The sequence below is a fragment of the Methanosarcina sp. 2.H.T.1A.6 genome (genome assembly GCF_000979455.1).
Taxonomy (GTDB): Archaea; Halobacteriota; Methanosarcinia; order Methanosarcinales; family Methanosarcinaceae; genus Methanosarcina.
The window spans coordinates 166,552-182,527 of sequence record NZ_JJOY01000023.1; the positions used below are offsets into that span (position 1 = coordinate 166,552).

The window sequence follows — 15,976 nt, forward strand, 5'->3', positions numbered from 1 at the left end:
GGATGTTTGGACGTGAACACAGATTTTACCGTCCTGCGAAAAAAGCATTGGAAAGGTCATTATAAAATTCGATTTAAAATGCAGATCGTCAGTAGATAAAGATGTAAATTCTCTGTTAATCGTAGGGAGTGAAAGATCCAATTAATGATACAGGGATCTGAACAGGTATATGAATAATTATAGGTACGGAATTTCAATAAAAAACGGAATTGCTGGAAAATCCAGCAGAATTGACGGTCTCTTATTTTATTGTCCCTGAGAAGATTCTATTACATTGCCTTCTTCATCAACAATTTTCATTTTGCCGTCTTTCATACTCATTTCGGAAACAATTTCTCCTGACTTGTCATAAGCAGTCCAGAAAAAGGTTTCTTCATCTTCGGACCATAAGTATTCAACTTTGGAGAAGTCCTCATCTTCAAGGTTTGTCTCATAAACGGCTTTGCACATCGGGACTCCATCAACGGTCTCGATCCCGGTGATTTTCATTGTAACTTCTTCGCCTGTCTGGGGGTTTGTTGACTTCCAGGAAGAACCTACAGAACACCAGTCGCTGGAATCTCCGGTGGATACCATTTCCACTTCAACTTCCTCTTCTCCTGCATCCTCAGCAGAATCCTCTTCGTCGCTGAGTTCGACCGACTCTTCAGGAACATTTGTGTCCTCTGCGTTGTTTTCACTGCACCCTGAGGACGCAGCAAAAATGGCACATATGAGTATTACAAGTACTGCAAACCACTTCTTCAACAAAACTCCAATTCCTCCTCGATAAATTTCAAATTTTAAATCGTATTTATTTTATTTATATATGCTGATTTCGATTTTCTCTGGAATAAGCGGCTTTTTTTCAATCCAGAATATATAAATTAATGTCCAAAGAAAAGAATCTTCCTTATTTCGAAGCTGGCTCCAGACTATTTAAATTATATTTTCAGAAGAATTTATATACTATCTGGTAAAGATGAAAAAAGCCGGAACTACAGGAAGAAATAGTTATTTTGAGGAACATCTAAATGCAAGGCACACAAATTACGCCGGAAGTAAAATCTTTTCTTATTTCAATAGGTTCCGTTTCTGTGGACCCTTCGCTTATTCCCAGGACGCGAGGTTCTACTGCAGGTCCAGGGGCAGGCACCAGCTCCATCTTTTTCAGGTCAGGGAAAAAGCGAGTCAGGCTCAGCGTAAATAAGAACTCTCCGCTTTCCATTGAAGCAGCAGGAGATGAAGAAACAGTAGCGCTTTTACATGAAGGAAAAGAACTTATCAGGGGAAAACTTGAGCCTGCCCTTGCCCATTGTCCTGAGCAGGCTTTCATTACGCTCTGTGAGAGGTGCATCTTTGACTGCAAATACTGTCCTGTGCCCAAACTTCAGGGGCATGTAAAGAGCGACGAGGAAGTCCTGAGCATAGTGGATGAGGTCATGAGGGCAGGAACCCTTAAAGCCATCTCTCTTACTTCAGGAGTCGAAACCTCAGTCGAAGGGGAAGTTGAGCGTGTGCTCAAACTGCTTCCTGCCCTCAAAAAATACAATGTTCCCATAGGAGTTTCGGTGTATCCGATAGAGGGCTGTTCCCGCAAATTCTATGATGCCGGAGTTGCCGAAGTCAAATACAATGTTGAAACCATGGACAGAGAGATTTTCCAGAAAGTCTGTGGAGACCTTTCCATTGACTACATTCTTGACAGGCTTAAAGAAGCTGTAGAAATTTTCGGAAAAAACAGGGTATTTAGCAACTTTATAATCGGGCTTGGTGAGAGCGACGCTTCTGTCCGGGAAGGAGTCGAGACCCTTGCAAAGATAGGAGTAATTCCCATCCTTCGCCCGGTAAACCCTCATCCCCTCAGGTCCGGAGACTGTTTTACCGAACGTCCGTCTCCTGAGCGTCTTTTAAAGCTTGCGCAAATGGAGGCTGAAGTCCTGAAGATGTATGGGCTTGATCCCGGGCTAGCAACGACAATGTGCCTGAAATGCACAGGTTGTGACCTTGTGCCCTTCGTAGACTTCTGATTCAGGCACAACTTCTGATTCAGGCACAACTTCTGATTCAGGCATAATTTCATAGAAGGCATTTTTGGTCCGGAGCAACAATCCTCTCTGAGGCCCGGACCCGGGTTTTTAATTTTTTGCTGTTTGAGGATTCTTTAACTCCTTATGACTTTCATATTTTTTAAGAACTTTTCAATCTCTTACTCTTCTCCAAATAGAGATCCCCCAGTTTCCACTGGAACCTTCTGCAGATTAACTTTTTTTCCGATTCGTATTTCTTCCTGATCTATTTATTTTTATCGTTTTCAATATATTTTTCAATTATTTTTCGGATTTTGTTTTCAGGGGGTGAGCTTCTTTTTCCTTTCTATGGGGTTGCTTTGTTTTTGTGCCTTTACCCTGAGCTACTTCCCTGTTTTATGCCATTATTGTTGCCTGATAGGGGTATATGTCTCTCCTTTTTATCGATTTATTTTCTCCGGGCCTCCTTCTTTCTATATGAACATCATTATCCTCTGCTTGTTTCTTTAATTCATCCGGATGCTATTCTCTCTAACTCTCTCGAGATATATCAATCCCATCAATCTCATGTTTTTGTTCTTTCCGGCAGAATTCTGCAAAGCCCCTTATTTCCACTGGAATCTATGGGTGAACAGAATGTTCTTTTCCTGATCTATACAGGAACAGGGCTCTTATCTGACAATCTTTCAATGAATGGAAAGTCCATTTTAAAAAAAAGTTCCCTTTGTTGGGAGTCTCGCATCTACCGATTTTGATTGAGATTTCTTACAAGGTCAATATGGTCCCGAGTAATCTCCACTATGTTTCTGGACATATCTCTAATGTGGTTCCAGGGAGTCTCTGGCATCCAGGGTGTAGTGAAACTGTCAACAATGTCACTTTCTCTTTTTCCTGTAATATAAATAGAAAACAAAGATTATCAAAATAAAGAACATTACAATGAGTAACTCTTTAGGTACTGTTTGAGTAGTCATTGTAGTAACTGGGCTCGCAACACTGGTCACACTATTTTTTAATGTGGGGGAAAGATATATATTTTTGGCTCTTCGTTATTTTGTATGGGTTGAAAATAATGTTTCAGTTGAAAAGTGACTCTGCCTAGAAGAGAAACATTGATCTTGCATGTGGTTTTTCCACACTTAATGTTTTCAAATAGTATCTGTGTTGTACTCACATTTAGGAAGTAACTATAAATTACCCCCCGAAATAGTGAAGAGCCTTATTTTTCTATAACTTTTGTAATTCCGAATGAGTTTTTCAACTAAGTGGTATCTGTCATTTAAAGCTTAGTTGAAGTCTTGACGTCAGTTCTTCATTTTTGTTTGTTATGTATCTGAAGGATAATTTTTTCCTGAAAAATAGCTCATACTTAATTTCTACTGGAAGAAATCACGAGAAATTTCCTGAAAGGTAAATTTCCCGCTCCTGTATATATAAAATCAAAATCTTAATTAAGTTCATTACTTTTTTAATTTATTAATTTACTTACTTCCTTTAAGCGTCTGGGTTTCAGACATTGCTGCCCAGTTTTATCACTTCTTCTGCAGTCATACCTTCGTGGACGATTTTTGCAATTCTCCGCACAAGACCCGTGGGGTCTTCTGCCTGGAAGACGTTTCTTCCTATTGCAACACCACGTCCACCTGCTTCAAGGGAACCCTCGATCATTTCCAGCAGTTCCTTTTCTGACCCCATCTTGGGACCGCCTGCAATAATCACAGGTACGGGGCATCCCTCGACAACCTCTTTGAAAGTTTCAGGGCTTCCGGTGTAGTTTGTTTTGACAATATCTGCCCCGAGCTCAGCCCCGATTCTGGCCGCATGTTTTACTACATCCACGTCGTATTCGGAACGGACCTTTCTCCCGCGCGGATACATCATCGCAAGGAGAGGGATTCCCCATTCATCACATTTTCCTGCAACATAGCCGAGCCCCTGCAGCATTTCATATTCGTCTTCAGCCCCTATGTTAATATGAACAGATACTGAGTCAGCTCCGACTTTTATGGCTTCTTCCACAGTTGTTACAAGAACTTTATGGTTCGGATCAAGAGCAAGGGAGGTTGAGGCTGAGAGGTGGATTATCAAACCCACATCGTGTCCGTATCCTCTGTGCCCGTGTTTGGCAAGTCCCATGTGCCCTAGTACGGCATTAGCTCCACCTTCGGCAACCTTATTTACAGCGTCCTGAAGGTTTGTAAGCCCTGAAATGGGGCCAGCACCAACTCCATGGTCCATGGGAATGATAATGGCATTACCCGTAGTTCGGTTGAAAATACGCTCCATCCTTACGGATTTCCCTATAGTACTCATAGGTTGTGATATACCGATCTAATAATATATACTTTATCTATATATTTTCTACAGGTGCCTCTTTCCTACGTCAAAATACTGTTTCTCTTCTCAGAAAGCTCATTTTGTATTTTCGTTCTGGTAGACTCCGGAATATCCTTCTTCTACTTCGCTGTTAAGGGTATAGAAAAGGAGCTGCATAATCCTGGCGTTTTTCTTAAGCCTGAAGCCCGCTGAGTTATAAACTACAAGCATAGATTCGCTGCGTCCCCTGTAACCCGCATCCCATACCGCAGTTTCAAGGGTTGCTCCGCAGCGAATAAGACTTGACCTTGGCTTTGCAATTGCAGCCAGGTTCATGGGAATATTTACGATCTCGTTAAAGAGTACTTTATATATCCCCTTCGGAAGGTGAATCCACCCATCGCTCCCGAATTCCAGGGGTTTTGCGTCGGGAACTTTCCTTTCTGAGTTGTCAAAGTCGACAGCTCCCGCACCTTCTATTGTTTTTATCTCTTTCAGGGTCAGCTCAAGCCCGTTTGGCTGGATCTGGGTTTCGATATCAATTGCGTTTTCAAGCAAAGGAGGGTTTGCCTGTATAAGTTTTTTCAGTTCATTGCTGGATAGAAGCGTCATTGGAAACTGTAATTGTAAAGATTCTTTATTACCGTTTCGGACTCTCTATCTTCTCTCTCACTATATTTTTATATAAATTACTATTATTATTTTAACTATTATTATTTTAACTATTATTATTTTAACTATTATTATTTTAACTATTATTATTTTAGCTATTATTCTGTGCAAGTACTTATGAAAAGGTTTATTGTTTTTGGGTTAATAAGTATGTAAAATAAATAATATCTGTTATGGTTAATAATTTCTTTATAGTATTTTTTATCGTGTTTGATTAAAGGGCTTAAAAGAGGCTGCTAAATATGAAAAAGAGACTGATCACATGTGGGATTATTTCTATTTTTCTCCTGGTTTTGATGACTGGCTTTGCGCTGGCTACAGCGAATGATCTATTGGTTCCATCTGTAATAACTGATACGGAAGCCTATTCTCAGGAGATTGTAATTACTGAACATTCCGGAAAAAATCTAACAGGTTATCAGGTTCCTATCAACCTGAATTCTTTTAACTTTAATTTCTCACAGGCAAAAACAGACGGTTCTGACCTTCGTTTCTTTTCCGGAGGACGAACACTCAGTTACTGGATTGAAACCTGGGACCCGGAAGCTGAAAAAGCTCTTATCTGGGTCAGGCTCCCCTTCCTATCTGCGAACAGAAGCACCACGCTTCTTCTGAAGTGCGGAAATCCGGAGGCTGAGGCAGTGAGTAACGGAGAAAAAACCTTCGAATTTTTCGACGGCTTTGAGGGGGATAACCTCCAGAGGCTTGAATGGAACGCTGAAAGTGCAGGCGGAGGCCTGGTTGAAGTCAAAAATGGCATGTGTAATGTGTCAGCTCCTAAGGTCCATGCTTATGATTCCTCCCTGATCTACAGCAAAGACAGTTTTGGAATTAATTCCATGTTCTTGGTCAAAAGAATGAAGGTTACCACAGGAACTGATGAGAGAGGACCTCTGCTGAGACAGGGTTTCATAGATCAGATAAGCAACAGGAAAAACGAGATCAAGCACGAAACCGAATTTGCCAATGAAAGCCGTGTGCGCTGGGAGACGTCTTACAGGAAGGAGAGGTTTAACACTTTTGACCGGACCGATGTCCGTGTTCCTGAAGGAGAATGGTATACGTCGGGAATCGCCTGGTATGAAGAAAACGATACCCGTAAGATAGCCTGGTTTAAGAACGGAGTCCGGGATTCAAGAATGGATTATGCTTCAAATGATTATATTACAAACCTCCCAATGCATGTTTATCTTTATGCAGCTTCTTATTCCGATGCCTCGAAGAATACGGGCTATATGGCTGTAGACTATGCTTTTGTCCGCAAATTTGTAGAATCCGAGCCATCTGTCAAATTCGCTTCTGATCAGATAGAAGCTGAAACCTCCACAGAAAATATTATCTCCGAACCTGATTCTATTTCCGAGTCCGAAACCACTCCTGAGACTGGAGCTCCTGTTTCTGAGGTTTCAGTTACTGAAGAAACCCCTGAAACACCAGTGCAGATACAGGAAAATCAGAGTGGAAATGAGACCAAAGTCCCGGAAACCCTGTTCCCCAGGTACAGTGTCGATGTTTCAGGAGTTAAGCTCTCTTCTCCATACGAGCTTGATTTCCCTGCACTTGCAAAAGATTTTGATTCCTCTAGAATCGATACCATCTTCCTGAGCATGAACGGTGAAGATGTCTGGCAGTATGAGCGTTTTGTAAAAATGGCTCATGAAGAAGGAATGACAGTGTATGCAGTGCTTTTTGAGGAGCTCAACTGCACAGAAGAAGAAGCTATGAACACCTCTCAGTCTTCTTTGAACGTCATCCTTGACTATAATGAAAAGTCGCTCGCACCTTTTGATGGAATCAACATCTACATGAAAACTTCTCAGAATTCCGATTCTGAAAAGGGCTGTATGGACTATATACCCCTTTTTGAGGCTGCCCGGGAAAAAGCCGGAGAAAATGTGTCCATTTCAGCAAGTCTTCCTCTCGGTTATGCTGCATCAAACGTTGAAAAAATTGCTCCTCATGTAGATTTCTTTATTGTCAGGGCTTATGACCGTGAGAAGAAAGGCCTGATCTCTGAATCGGATATTGAGGATGCGGTTGCCCTCGAGATGGGTGAAATAAGAGGTGTGAACTCAAAAGGAATAATAGAAATTTCCGTAGACGAAGGCTTTGAGGATAAGTATTCAATACAGAACCTTTTTGCTACCCTGGTGGAATATTATTCTAACGATTCGGCTTTTATGGGAGTTTCAATTTCCAATTATGAGGCCTACAAAGCCCTGCCTGTGAAGGCCGAACCCGAAGAACCGAAGTCAGCATTACCCGGGTTTGAAACGCTCTCTGTTTTGCTTGCAGGGCTTGGGGCATTTGCTTTTCTTAAGGCAAAGAAAAATTGAAACAAAATCAGGAAAATAGCAGGCTAGTAAAGAGAAATGGGCAAAAGGAAGAACAAAAGAAGGACAAATTAAGAACAAACGAAAAACAAATTAAGAACAAACGAAAAACAAATTAAGAACAAACGAAAAACAAATTAAGAACAAACGAAAAACAAATTAAGAACAAACGAAAAACAAATTAAGAACAAACGAAAAACAAATTAAGAACAAAAGAAGAAAAAATATTTTTCTTCCCTTCTTTTTTCTTTTTCATCCATTTTCCCTTCTTTTTTCTTTTTCATCCATTTTCCCTTCTTTTTCGCATAGCCCTATTTCTTTCATTTACATTGCTGCTGGGAGTTGCATTGTTTCATCGTTTGACATCTGGAACCTGCGTGCAGGGTGCTAAAACAGTTTTCTAAATGTTCTGAGTCAATTTTGGTCGATATGACCATGAAGGCGGAGCAGATTATTATTATTATAAATTAATTATTATTTTTCAAAATACTGCTATATATAATATCTAATTATATTATATTCCAATAACTCTTGTCCTATTACATTTCCGGGCAGGAAATATTTTCAAATAAAATATCTGTGAGTTTTGTTGGTGGGTAAATCCTGCCTGAACAAAAGAGATTCAAAAAACCTGTAAACAAAAACCCTTTCTGACGAGAAACCTGCTTTTCTGACGAGGCACCTGCAGACTATGCAGCTGTTTTCTGGATGAAGCAGGGATCAAATCAGGGTAGTGGTTTCATTAGCTTTACATTAACCTAAATGGAGTTGGGGGAAGTAGTTTTGATTAAGTACCGAAAGTTCGGAGTGCTTATTTTAAGCCTGATGATATTGTCTGTGTTTGCAGTGTTAAGTGTGACTGCTTTATCTGAGGAAAACGATTCGATTGGAGATGTGCCTGACCTGCCGCTCATCCTGTATGGTGGGCTGGATGTTAATGGAGAACCTGTCTCTGAGGGCTCTGAGATTCTGGCATATTATGAAGGAGAGCTAATTGCAAAAAGTACCGTAGGAGAAGAAGGTAAATACAGCCTGAACCTGAATCTCACTCCTGAAAACTATACTAATATTGAGACTGTGGAGTTCTATGTCAATGGAAATATAACCAGTTTTAATATACCTGTCTCTGAAATTGAAGCGATTACAACCAAAACTCCGGGAACGATAACTGAAGTTGATCTTGAAGGTTCCGTTTCCTCTGCTGACATAAATACGAGTTCAAGCAGTAAGGATTCAAGTAGCAGCAGTGATTCAGAAGGCGATGTAAAAATTGTGAATAAAGATTCTGTATCATCTGAGTATTCCACAGAAGCAGGAAATTCTGAAGAAGCCAGTTTTGCAAAGGGAGTGACAGATAGTTCTGTTGACATGCAGGAGCCTGTTACTCAAGCAGGTGATGAGGAAGGCGAAGATGCTGCAAAAGCAGGTTATTCAATATTCTTCACGGGGTTGCTTTTTGTTACAGCGCTTTTCGGTGCGTTCATGGTCATTAAAAGGTAACCAGCAGAACCAGGTAACCGATCAAACCAGTAAAACTAAATCAGCAGAATTATTCTCTCTTTTTCTTTTTTTACTTTTGTCTCTATTTACTTTTGTCTCTATTTACTTTTGTCTCTATTTACTTTTGTCTCTATTTACTTTTTCCCGGGTTTTTTATCTCCACTGAACAATTTTTTTTTGTAAGAGAAACGTTTTTATCCTGACCAGTCGTTTATACTTTTGCGTAAAAATGTTTTATATTCTGTATTTTAAATTTGAACGGGGGTTCTAGCATTAAAGTTCTCGGATTGGTGGGTAGTCCTAAAGTCGATGGTAATACCTCAAGACTTGTTAATGCAATTCTTGAGGGAGCTGCGGAAAAGGGGGCAGAAACTGTAGTCTATAACCTTGCTTCTCTTGACATCAAAGGCTGCGATGCCTGCTGCAGGTGCCAGGAGCACGGTTGCTGTGTTATAGATGATGATATGCAGAAACTTTATCGAGAAATTCAGGCTGCCGATGTTCTCGTACTCGGTTCTCCTGTATATATGTGGCAGATGACAGCCCAGACAAAACTCCTTATTGACCGCATGACAGCTTTCTTAAGGCCGGATTTTTCGAGCAGGTTTGACAATAAAAAACTAATCCTTGTCTTTACTCAGGGAATTCAGGATAGGGATGCCTTTAAAACGTATTTCGAATACACAGCAGGTCTTCTTTACTATCTGGGTTTTGATGTTCTGGATACAATCGTTGCAGCAGGCACGGATAAGCTTGAAGTTGAATTCAGGCCCAAGTTGCTGGAGAAAGCAAAGGCCCTTGGGAAATTGGTCTCGATTTCACACATTCCAGGCCCGGAGTACAGAAAGGTCGAATCAAGTTTGACGGAGTCTCTCTGAAATCTTCTATTTTATCTATTTTGTAGAGGAAATCCGTCTTCAGTCAGATTTTTTTCGGAAATATTTTATACCTTTGTTGAATCATCTATCTAGTTTTTTTATTCTTTTTTTCGGAGGAGCATTTCAAATGAAAGTTTTAGGATTAATTGGAAGTCCGAGAGTAGACGGAAACACCACAAAACTTGTAAATGCAATTCTCGAAGGGGCTGCAGAAAACGGCGCTGAGGTAAGAGCCTACAACCTCTCTAAACTGGATATCAACCCCTGCGAAGGTTGTACGAACTGCAGAACCGAAGGTAAATGCGTAATCGATGATGATATGCAGCAGCTTTATGAAGAAGTCCAGGCAGCTGATACTGTTGTGCTCGGCTCTCCCCTATATATGTGGGAGATTACAGCCCAGACCAAACTCTTCGTAGACAGGCTGGTTGCATTGCTCAATCCTGATCTTTCTTCCCGTCTTAAGGTTCCCAAAAAGCTTGTCCTGGCCTATACCCAGGGAGCCCCAGATCCAGATACCTTTAAACATTATTTCGCCCATTTAGAAGGCCTATTTTCTTTCATGAACTTCGATGTCAAAGGAAGTATAGTTGCAGCAGGAACCTACACTCCTGAAGATATTCTTCAACAGCCTGAAATCCTTGCACAAGCAAAAGAAATCGGCAAAAGCCTGTAAAACACAAAAAGAGATATTCTATAAATTTATTGCTATGGGAATCTATTTCCCATTCTTTTTATAGGAAATTAATTAAAGAAAGTAATCTGATGTGGAAAATAATTTGGCACGGAAAATAATTTGATAGATTAAATCCATAAAGCATGAATTCATATTCTGATTTCATGCCGCCTGGCTCCGGATTTTTCAATTTCAAATCTTTTAAATGCGTTTTTACACGCTATTGTTCTTACACGTTATTGAACTCTTCAGGATACTCTGCAACCCCTCCGGTCCCGTCAAGAGCTCCTTTCTTTAACTCCAGCGCCATAAACGCTTCATCAGGCTGCCCGAAGGCGAGGTCATTTACTTCGGTTATTGCAGGATAGTCAGAGGGAGTTTCGGGGCGGATTTTCAGGGGCATATTAATCTCTTCCTCTCTTTTATTGCTCAATTTTTTCCTTTTACAACCTGGAAAATATGAAAAAATGAAATACAGGAATCATTTTTCAGTAGTATTCAGTAGCAAGATGATTCTGGTTTAAACTATAAAACGGTCTTTTCTTTTATTCCGGATTAATGTTCCCATAATTAGCAGGGTTTATATGTTTGATATATTCATTTAAATAAAGTTTAAGAAAATCAGTTTTGGCCTTCAATTCTTAAATTTATCTTTTCCCGAAAAAAGATACATAACGGAGCCCCCATTCATGATCCCCTTTTTCAATGCAGGAAAAATAGCGCTTGGAAGCATTAAAAGTGCAAAGATGCGTTCGACCCTTACGGTGCTTGGAATCGTTATCGGAGTTGCGGCTGTGATTGCAAATGTGTCCCTTGGGGCAAGCTTCAACCAGCACTTTACGAATGAAGTAAACAACATCGGCTCAAATTTCATTTATATTCAGGGGATGCAGCCAAAGCTTTTTTACGACAATCAGCTGAAGATAGTTGAAAATACGCCCGGTGTGTCCGGGGTTTCGCCTTTGAAGTCCCAGACTGCTGAAGTTACGTACATGTCCGAGACCAAAAGCATCATGGTAAGCGGGGTAGGGGGAGATTATGATGAGGTTGCAAATACCCAGCTCCGGGAAGGCACCTTTATTAATGACAATGATGGGTATGTCGCAATTATCGGGCACGATATTGCAAACGAGAAGTTTGGCCGGAACATCTCGGCCCGAAACTCCATAGATATAACCTTCAGGGTAGGAGAAGACGAGAAAATCACAAAAACCTTCAAGGTTAAGGGAATTATCCAGAACCCGGATAATACCATGGTCCAGGCGTACAACGATAACGAAGCTGTCCTGATCCCTATCGATGTCATGAATGAGATCCTTGGCGAAACGGACTATGGAGGGGTTTTTGCAATGGCTGAAAACCCTGCAACAATTCAGGATACCTCGGATGAAGTTGACAGGCGCCTTGCCCGGAGCTTCGGGATTTCCGAAAGGGACCTTGAGGACAAAGATTCGCGGCCCTACATGATGGTGAACCAGGCTGAGGTTTTAGAGCAGACTGACATGATGGCAGCAGCCCTCAGCTCTTTCCTGACAGCAGTTGCCCTTATTTCCCTTCTTGTAGGCTCCATAGGGATCATGAATATCATGCTCGTAAGCGTTACCGAAAGGACAAGGGAGATAGGAGTGCTCAAATCTCTTGGCTTCACAGGCTTTGACATCCTTTTTCTTTTCATGATCGAGTCAATCCTGCTTGGAGTCTTCGGGGGTATTCTCGGAGGCGCTCTTGGAATTGCAGGCGCATACAGCGTGGAATCCCTCCTTAACCTGCCTGTGGTCTTCCCGTTAAGCCTGATTGTTGCCGGTTTTCTCGTTGCTGTCGCTGTCGGTTTCGTCTCAGGCGTCTATCCCGCAAGAAAAGCCGCAAAAATGAAGCCCGTGGACTCGCTCAGATACGAATAAGATATTTCCTGAACTTATCTCGATTTATTGAAAAAAGAGCTTGAAAACTATCAGAGTCAGAACAAAAAGCCCAAGCCCCATCCGGATAAGAACCTTCCCCCGCTCAAAAGGCTCTCTTCTGGCTTTCACTGCTCCATAACTCAGCTGGCCCAGGCCCGGTCCTGCCGGGAATATAAGAGGCCAGGTGTAAACCCAGCTTTCCCAGTTTCCTGTCACGTACTGGTAAAAGAGTAGCAGGCCAAACATGTTAAGAGTCCAGCTGAAAGAGGCAATCCATTCTCCAATACGACTATCTGTTTCCAGGGATGTAGCAAAAAGAAACATTCCGGTAACAACAAGATAGAACGGAAAAGTAAATTTTCCCAGGTGGATTTGCATGGAAACTATCAGGCCAAACACCACCGTAAGAAGAAAAAATACAAGGAAAGCTGTTATTATACTGTGGTCTTTTCTTTTCTCCCAGTTTTCCTTCATGGCACCCCAGACTCACGAATTCTTATTCCTGCAATGTAATTCCTGTTGAATCATTATGCACCATTCTTTTTATGCACCATTCTTTATAATTATGTGGCATATAATACTCCAATAGCATACAATACTCCAATAGCATACAATACTCCAATAGAATACAATGCTCTTTCCTTCGGGAGAAGTCCGGATTTCCCCTGACCCGAAGGATAATAATATTTCCGGCATAATTGAGTTATATGCATAAAGGGGGTTTGTGACTGGCACAAGATAAAATCGAGAAACCAGAAGAGGAATGGAAAAAGGTTCTCACTTCTGAACAATATCACGTTTTGAGGCAGAAAGGTACCGAGAGGCCCTTTTCGGGGGATCTTTATTATAACAAAGAAAAAGGGGTCTATACCTGTGCCGCCTGCGGGCAGGAACTCTTTTCTTCCGATACCAAGTTCGAGTCAGGGACCGGTTGGCCCAGTTTTTCTGATGTTATTGCCAGCGACAAAGTAAGGCTTCAGGAAGACACCAGCCATTTCATGCGCAGGGTTGAAGTTGTCTGCTCCCGCTGCGGAGGGCATCTGGGGCATGTCTTCGATGACGGGCCGAAACCTACGGGAAAACGCTTCTGCATAAATGCCGTTTCCCTTGACTTCAAGAAGAAACCCGAATAAGGAAAATCCGAATAAGGAAAATCCGAATAAGGAAAATCTGAATAAGGTAAATCTGAATAAGGTAAATCTGAATAAGGTAAATCTGAATAAGGTAACTCTGTATAAGGAAAATTCAATTGTGTAATAAGGTCCAAAAGGCCCGAAGGATGAAATCAAGGGAGCTTAAAAGGGGGCTTGAAGAAATCTGAAACCTTCTAAAACACAGGTGGAGCTGGTCGGTTTTATCATTTTTCTGTTTCTTTACCTTGCCCTTTTTAATCTGCTGTTTAGCCTGAAAGGGTATGAATCTCCCGTCTTTGCTCCGGGTACCCTTCTTTTTTCCTTTCTCGGATACTGGCTGGCCGGGTACCTGTACGACAGGTATCTGAAATGATGGGCAGTCTTTTGGAGGGAGCCGGCAGGAAAGCCGGCGGGGAAGCTGGCAGGTCGAAAGATAGCATGATTTATCTGACCTGGGCGAGCATTTCTATATAGAATCTTTATCTATGGGTACTTTCATAAGCTTTATTATAGATTACACCAATTTTCAGGGTAGATGTTCAAAGCAATTATTTTTGATGTGGACGGCGTCCTTGTGGATTCCATGCGTTTTCATGCTGACGCCTGGGTTGAAGCTTTCCGGGAATCAGGGATTTCCATCAAAAGGGAAGATATCTATGAAATCGAAGGTGGAAATGACCGGGGAATAGTCAGATCCATCTTCGAAAAATCAGGAAAAAACCCCGGGCCTGAGGATTTCGAGTCTATTCCCCGAAGAAAGCGGGAAATTCTTGACCTCAGCCTGATAAAGCCTTTTGACGGCATGGTCAGTTGCCTGGATGAGCTGAGGGGTAAGTTCCGGCTCTCCCTGGTCTCAGGTTCAAGCCGTCTGGTTGTGGGGACTGTAATTGAAAACTTCTTTTCCGGCATATTCGAGGTCGTTGTCACGGGTTCGGACGTTGAGAACGGAAAACCTGCTCCTGAGCCGTACCTGAAAGCAGTCGAAAAACTCTCCCTGCCGGAGAATGAGTGCCTGGTTGTGGAAAACGCCCCTATGGGAATTGAAGCTGCAAAAAACGCAGGGCTTTACTGTGTAGCGGTCGCAAGCACACTCGGGCCCGAAAGGCTGCAGCATGCAGATCTTGTCTTTGAAAACCATGCTGAGCTTTTCAGGTATTTCAAAAGCCTGATTCATGATTGACCTGATGCATGATTGGTCTGATGCATGATTGAATTTTATCTCCAGAGCCGGAAAAATTCTATTCAGGAAGGCTGTTCGAAGGCAAATGTTCGAAAAGGCTGGAAAAGAGGCTTTTCAGGAGGCATCTTGTCCTGCCTCTTTTTCGAGCAGTTCCCTGATGGATTTTGGCCCGTCCAGCTCGTTTGCAAGCTTGCGGAGCCGCTCGGTCTTATTCCTATACGCCCTGTCTTCCAGGACTTCCCGGATGCATTCCAGAATGACCGCCGGAGGGGTAGAGTAACTTAGTTTTCTTCCGTAGCCCTCTTCTTCGACCACTTCGGCGTTGCTTTCCTGTTCGTTGTGCCCCTCGTCCGGGAAAGAGATGATCGGGATTCCGAAACTTAAAGCTTCCATCATTGTGCTGTGCCCTCCGGGGGCGATCACGGCATCGGAACTCTTGAAGTAGGGGAAGGTGTCTTTTATGAACTGGAGTACCTGCACGTTTTCCGGAAGATCAGTGAATTTTGAAGGGTCAAGGCTAGGGCCGGAAATGAGAGTGTAGTGGATGCCGGAATCGAGCTTTGCGGTTTCGAGCACTTTCCGGAAAATCGGTTCCCTGTATCCGAAACCTCCAATAAGGGAGATGATGTGGGGCTTTTTGAGGGAGATTTCTTCAACTTCGTCGTACTTTTTCTGGACCAGGGGGCCGCTGTAAAAAAGTTTTTCCCGGATTTTGTGGGTAAAACTCAGGTTCTTCCTGCAGACCGTGTAGGGGAGGGGATAGTCAGGGATGATTATCCTGTCCACCATCTCGAAGATCTGGTTGTACACCTTTTTGGTCAGTTCCCCGAGAAGTCTTATGGGTACACCCCTGCTTTTGAAAAACTCTTCCATGTTCGACTGGTTAAGGATTAGGTAAACGGGGAGCTTGAGGGCTTTTGCGGCAAGGATTCCAAGGTAATAACTGTCCGAAACCACGGCATCAGGGCCAATATCTCTGGTTAGCTTCAGGATTTTTGGCCCACCCAGGAGCTGGGCGTTTTTCAAGGTTGCTTCTACCGACCCTGTGAAGTCTAAAGCTCCTTCTTTTCCCACCAGCTTGATTTCCGAGGGAATGTCGTGGGCCTTATAACCTACTTTTTCGATAAGCTCTTTCGAGTATCCATATGCTCCAAAGTGAACCTCATGCCCTGCACTCATCATTTCTTTCCCCAGGGCAAGGCAGCGGCTTGTGTGGCCAAGCCCTTCCCCGCATATAAAAATCATTATTTTCATCAGCACAACTCCTTTTCTTCCGGCTTCAGGACTTCTCACTCAAAGGTTTACTGTCTTCCATCTGTCCACTTTCCTGTAGATGTTGTATTAATGGGCAGATAACTATTCTAGGAGTTACGCAGTT

The 15,976-nt window shown here is 42.3% G+C and carries 15 protein-coding genes; 9 read left to right on the plus strand and 6 right to left on the minus strand.

What is annotated here, in order from left to right; all coding sequences use genetic code 11:
• Positions 1–246: 246 nt before the first annotated feature.
• Positions 247–747: a hypothetical protein gene (locus EO98_RS05730; RefSeq protein ID WP_235283566.1), complete on the minus strand. Its 501-nt coding sequence runs from the start codon at positions 745–747 to the stop codon at positions 247–249.
• A gap of 266 nt (positions 748–1,013) precedes the next feature.
• Here EO98_RS05730 and EO98_RS05735 point away from each other — a divergent pair, with 266 nt between their 5' ends.
• A complete protein-coding gene (locus EO98_RS05735; RefSeq protein ID WP_048139842.1) occupies positions 1,014–2,009 on the plus strand; it encodes a radical SAM protein in 996 nt (331 codons plus the stop codon).
• Positions 2,010–3,518: 1,509 nt separating this feature from the next.
• Here the strand turns inward: EO98_RS05735 and EO98_RS05740 are convergent.
• Both EO98_RS05740 and EO98_RS05745 read right to left on the minus strand, forming a co-directional pair.
• Complete coding sequence (locus tag EO98_RS05740; protein WP_048139840.1) at positions 3,519–4,322, minus strand: 2-amino-3,7-dideoxy-D-threo-hept-6-ulosonate synthase; 804 nt, start codon at positions 4,320–4,322, stop codon at positions 3,519–3,521.
• Between the two features lie 99 nt (positions 4,323–4,421).
• Entirely contained in the window at positions 4,422–4,937 is a 516-nt protein-coding gene (locus tag EO98_RS05745; RefSeq protein ID WP_048139838.1) for a deoxyuridine 5'-triphosphate nucleotidohydrolase, read from the minus strand.
• A gap of 302 nt (positions 4,938–5,239) precedes the next feature.
• On the opposite strand from EO98_RS05745, the gene EO98_RS05750 reads away from it, so the two are divergent.
• From EO98_RS05750 to EO98_RS05765, 4 genes are all read left to right on the plus strand, one after another.
• Positions 5,240–7,333, plus strand: coding sequence for a DUF2341 domain-containing protein (locus tag EO98_RS05750; protein ID WP_048139836.1), 2,094 nt, complete (start codon positions 5,240–5,242; stop codon positions 7,331–7,333).
• Between the two features lie 780 nt (positions 7,334–8,113).
• The gene (locus EO98_RS05755) at positions 8,114–8,830 is read left to right on the plus strand and encodes a hypothetical protein (protein ID WP_048140054.1); all 717 of its coding nucleotides are present in this window, start codon (positions 8,114–8,116) and stop codon (positions 8,828–8,830) included.
• 254 nt (positions 8,831–9,084) lie between these two features.
• A complete protein-coding gene (locus EO98_RS05760; protein WP_235283565.1) occupies positions 9,085–9,708 on the plus strand; it encodes a flavodoxin family protein in 624 nt (207 codons plus the stop codon).
• A 127-nt stretch (positions 9,709–9,835) separates the two neighbouring features.
• A complete protein-coding gene (locus tag EO98_RS05765) occupies positions 9,836–10,384 on the plus strand; it encodes a flavodoxin family protein (RefSeq protein WP_048139834.1) in 549 nt (182 codons plus the stop codon).
• Positions 10,385–10,613: 229 nt separating this feature from the next.
• Here the strand turns inward: EO98_RS05765 and EO98_RS05770 are convergent, their stop codons facing one another.
• Positions 10,614–10,817 carry a hypothetical protein gene (locus EO98_RS05770; RefSeq protein ID WP_048139832.1) on the minus strand — a complete coding sequence of 68 codons (204 nt, stop codon included), beginning with the start codon at positions 10,815–10,817 and terminating at the stop codon, positions 10,614–10,616.
• Positions 10,818–11,073: 256 nt separating this feature from the next.
• Here EO98_RS05770 and EO98_RS05775 point away from each other — a divergent pair, with 256 nt between their 5' ends.
• Positions 11,074–12,285: an ABC transporter permease gene (locus EO98_RS05775; protein ID WP_048139830.1), complete on the plus strand. Its 1,212-nt coding sequence runs from the start codon at positions 11,074–11,076 to the stop codon at positions 12,283–12,285.
• Between the two features lie 24 nt (positions 12,286–12,309).
• Here EO98_RS05775 and EO98_RS05780 read toward each other — a convergent pair whose 3' ends face one another.
• Positions 12,310–12,759 carry a hypothetical protein gene (locus EO98_RS05780; RefSeq protein ID WP_048139828.1) on the minus strand — a complete coding sequence of 150 codons (450 nt, stop codon included), beginning with the start codon at positions 12,757–12,759 and terminating at the stop codon, positions 12,310–12,312.
• Positions 12,760–13,013: 254 nt separating this feature from the next.
• On the opposite strand from EO98_RS05780, the gene msrB reads away from it, so the two are divergent.
• The 3 genes from msrB (at position 13,014) to EO98_RS05795 (ending at position 14,598) form a co-directional block, all read left to right on the plus strand.
• Entirely contained in the window at positions 13,014–13,418 is a 405-nt protein-coding gene (gene msrB / locus EO98_RS05785) for a peptide-methionine (R)-S-oxide reductase MsrB (RefSeq protein WP_048132706.1), read from the plus strand.
• 205 nt (positions 13,419–13,623) lie between these two features.
• Positions 13,624–13,791: a hypothetical protein gene (locus EO98_RS05790; protein WP_235283179.1), complete on the plus strand. Its 168-nt coding sequence runs from the start codon at positions 13,624–13,626 to the stop codon at positions 13,789–13,791.
• 162 nt (positions 13,792–13,953) lie between these two features.
• Positions 13,954–14,598: an HAD family phosphatase gene (locus tag EO98_RS05795; RefSeq protein WP_048139823.1), complete on the plus strand. Its 645-nt coding sequence runs from the start codon at positions 13,954–13,956 to the stop codon at positions 14,596–14,598.
• Positions 14,599–14,712: 114 nt separating this feature from the next.
• Here EO98_RS05795 and EO98_RS05800 read toward each other — a convergent pair whose 3' ends face one another.
• The gene (locus EO98_RS05800; protein WP_048140050.1) at positions 14,713–15,852 is read right to left on the minus strand and encodes a UDP-N-acetylglucosamine--N-acetylmuramyl-(pentapeptide) pyrophosphoryl-undecaprenol N-acetylglucosamine transferase; all 1,140 of its coding nucleotides are present in this window, start codon (positions 15,850–15,852) and stop codon (positions 14,713–14,715) included.
• Between the last annotated feature and the right edge of the window lie 124 nt (positions 15,853–15,976).

What these genes read in the sequence shown, in the direction of transcription:
- EO98_RS05735 (WP_048139842.1), top strand. Translation starts at nt 1,014, where the DNA reads ATGCAAGGCACACAAATTACGCCGGAAGTAAAATCTTTTCTTATTTCA.
- EO98_RS05740 (WP_048139840.1), bottom strand. Translation starts at nt 4,322, where the DNA reads ATGAGTACTATAGGGAAATCCGTAAGGATGGAGCGTATTTTCAACCGA.
- EO98_RS05745 (WP_048139838.1), bottom strand. Translation starts at nt 4,937, where the DNA reads ATGACGCTTCTATCCAGCAATGAACTGAAAAAACTTATACAGGCAAAC.
- EO98_RS05750 (WP_048139836.1), top strand. Translation starts at nt 5,240, where the DNA reads ATGAAAAAGAGACTGATCACATGTGGGATTATTTCTATTTTTCTCCTG.
- EO98_RS05765 (WP_048139834.1), top strand. Translation starts at nt 9,836, where the DNA reads ATGAAAGTTTTAGGATTAATTGGAAGTCCGAGAGTAGACGGAAACACC.
- EO98_RS05775 (WP_048139830.1), top strand. Translation starts at nt 11,074, where the DNA reads ATGATCCCCTTTTTCAATGCAGGAAAAATAGCGCTTGGAAGCATTAAA.
- EO98_RS05780 (WP_048139828.1), bottom strand. Translation starts at nt 12,759, where the DNA reads ATGAAGGAAAACTGGGAGAAAAGAAAAGACCACAGTATAATAACAGCT.
- EO98_RS05795 (WP_048139823.1), top strand. Translation starts at nt 13,954, where the DNA reads ATGTTCAAAGCAATTATTTTTGATGTGGACGGCGTCCTTGTGGATTCC.
- EO98_RS05800 (WP_048140050.1), bottom strand. Translation starts at nt 15,852, where the DNA reads ATGAAAATAATGATTTTTATATGCGGGGAAGGGCTTGGCCACACAAGC.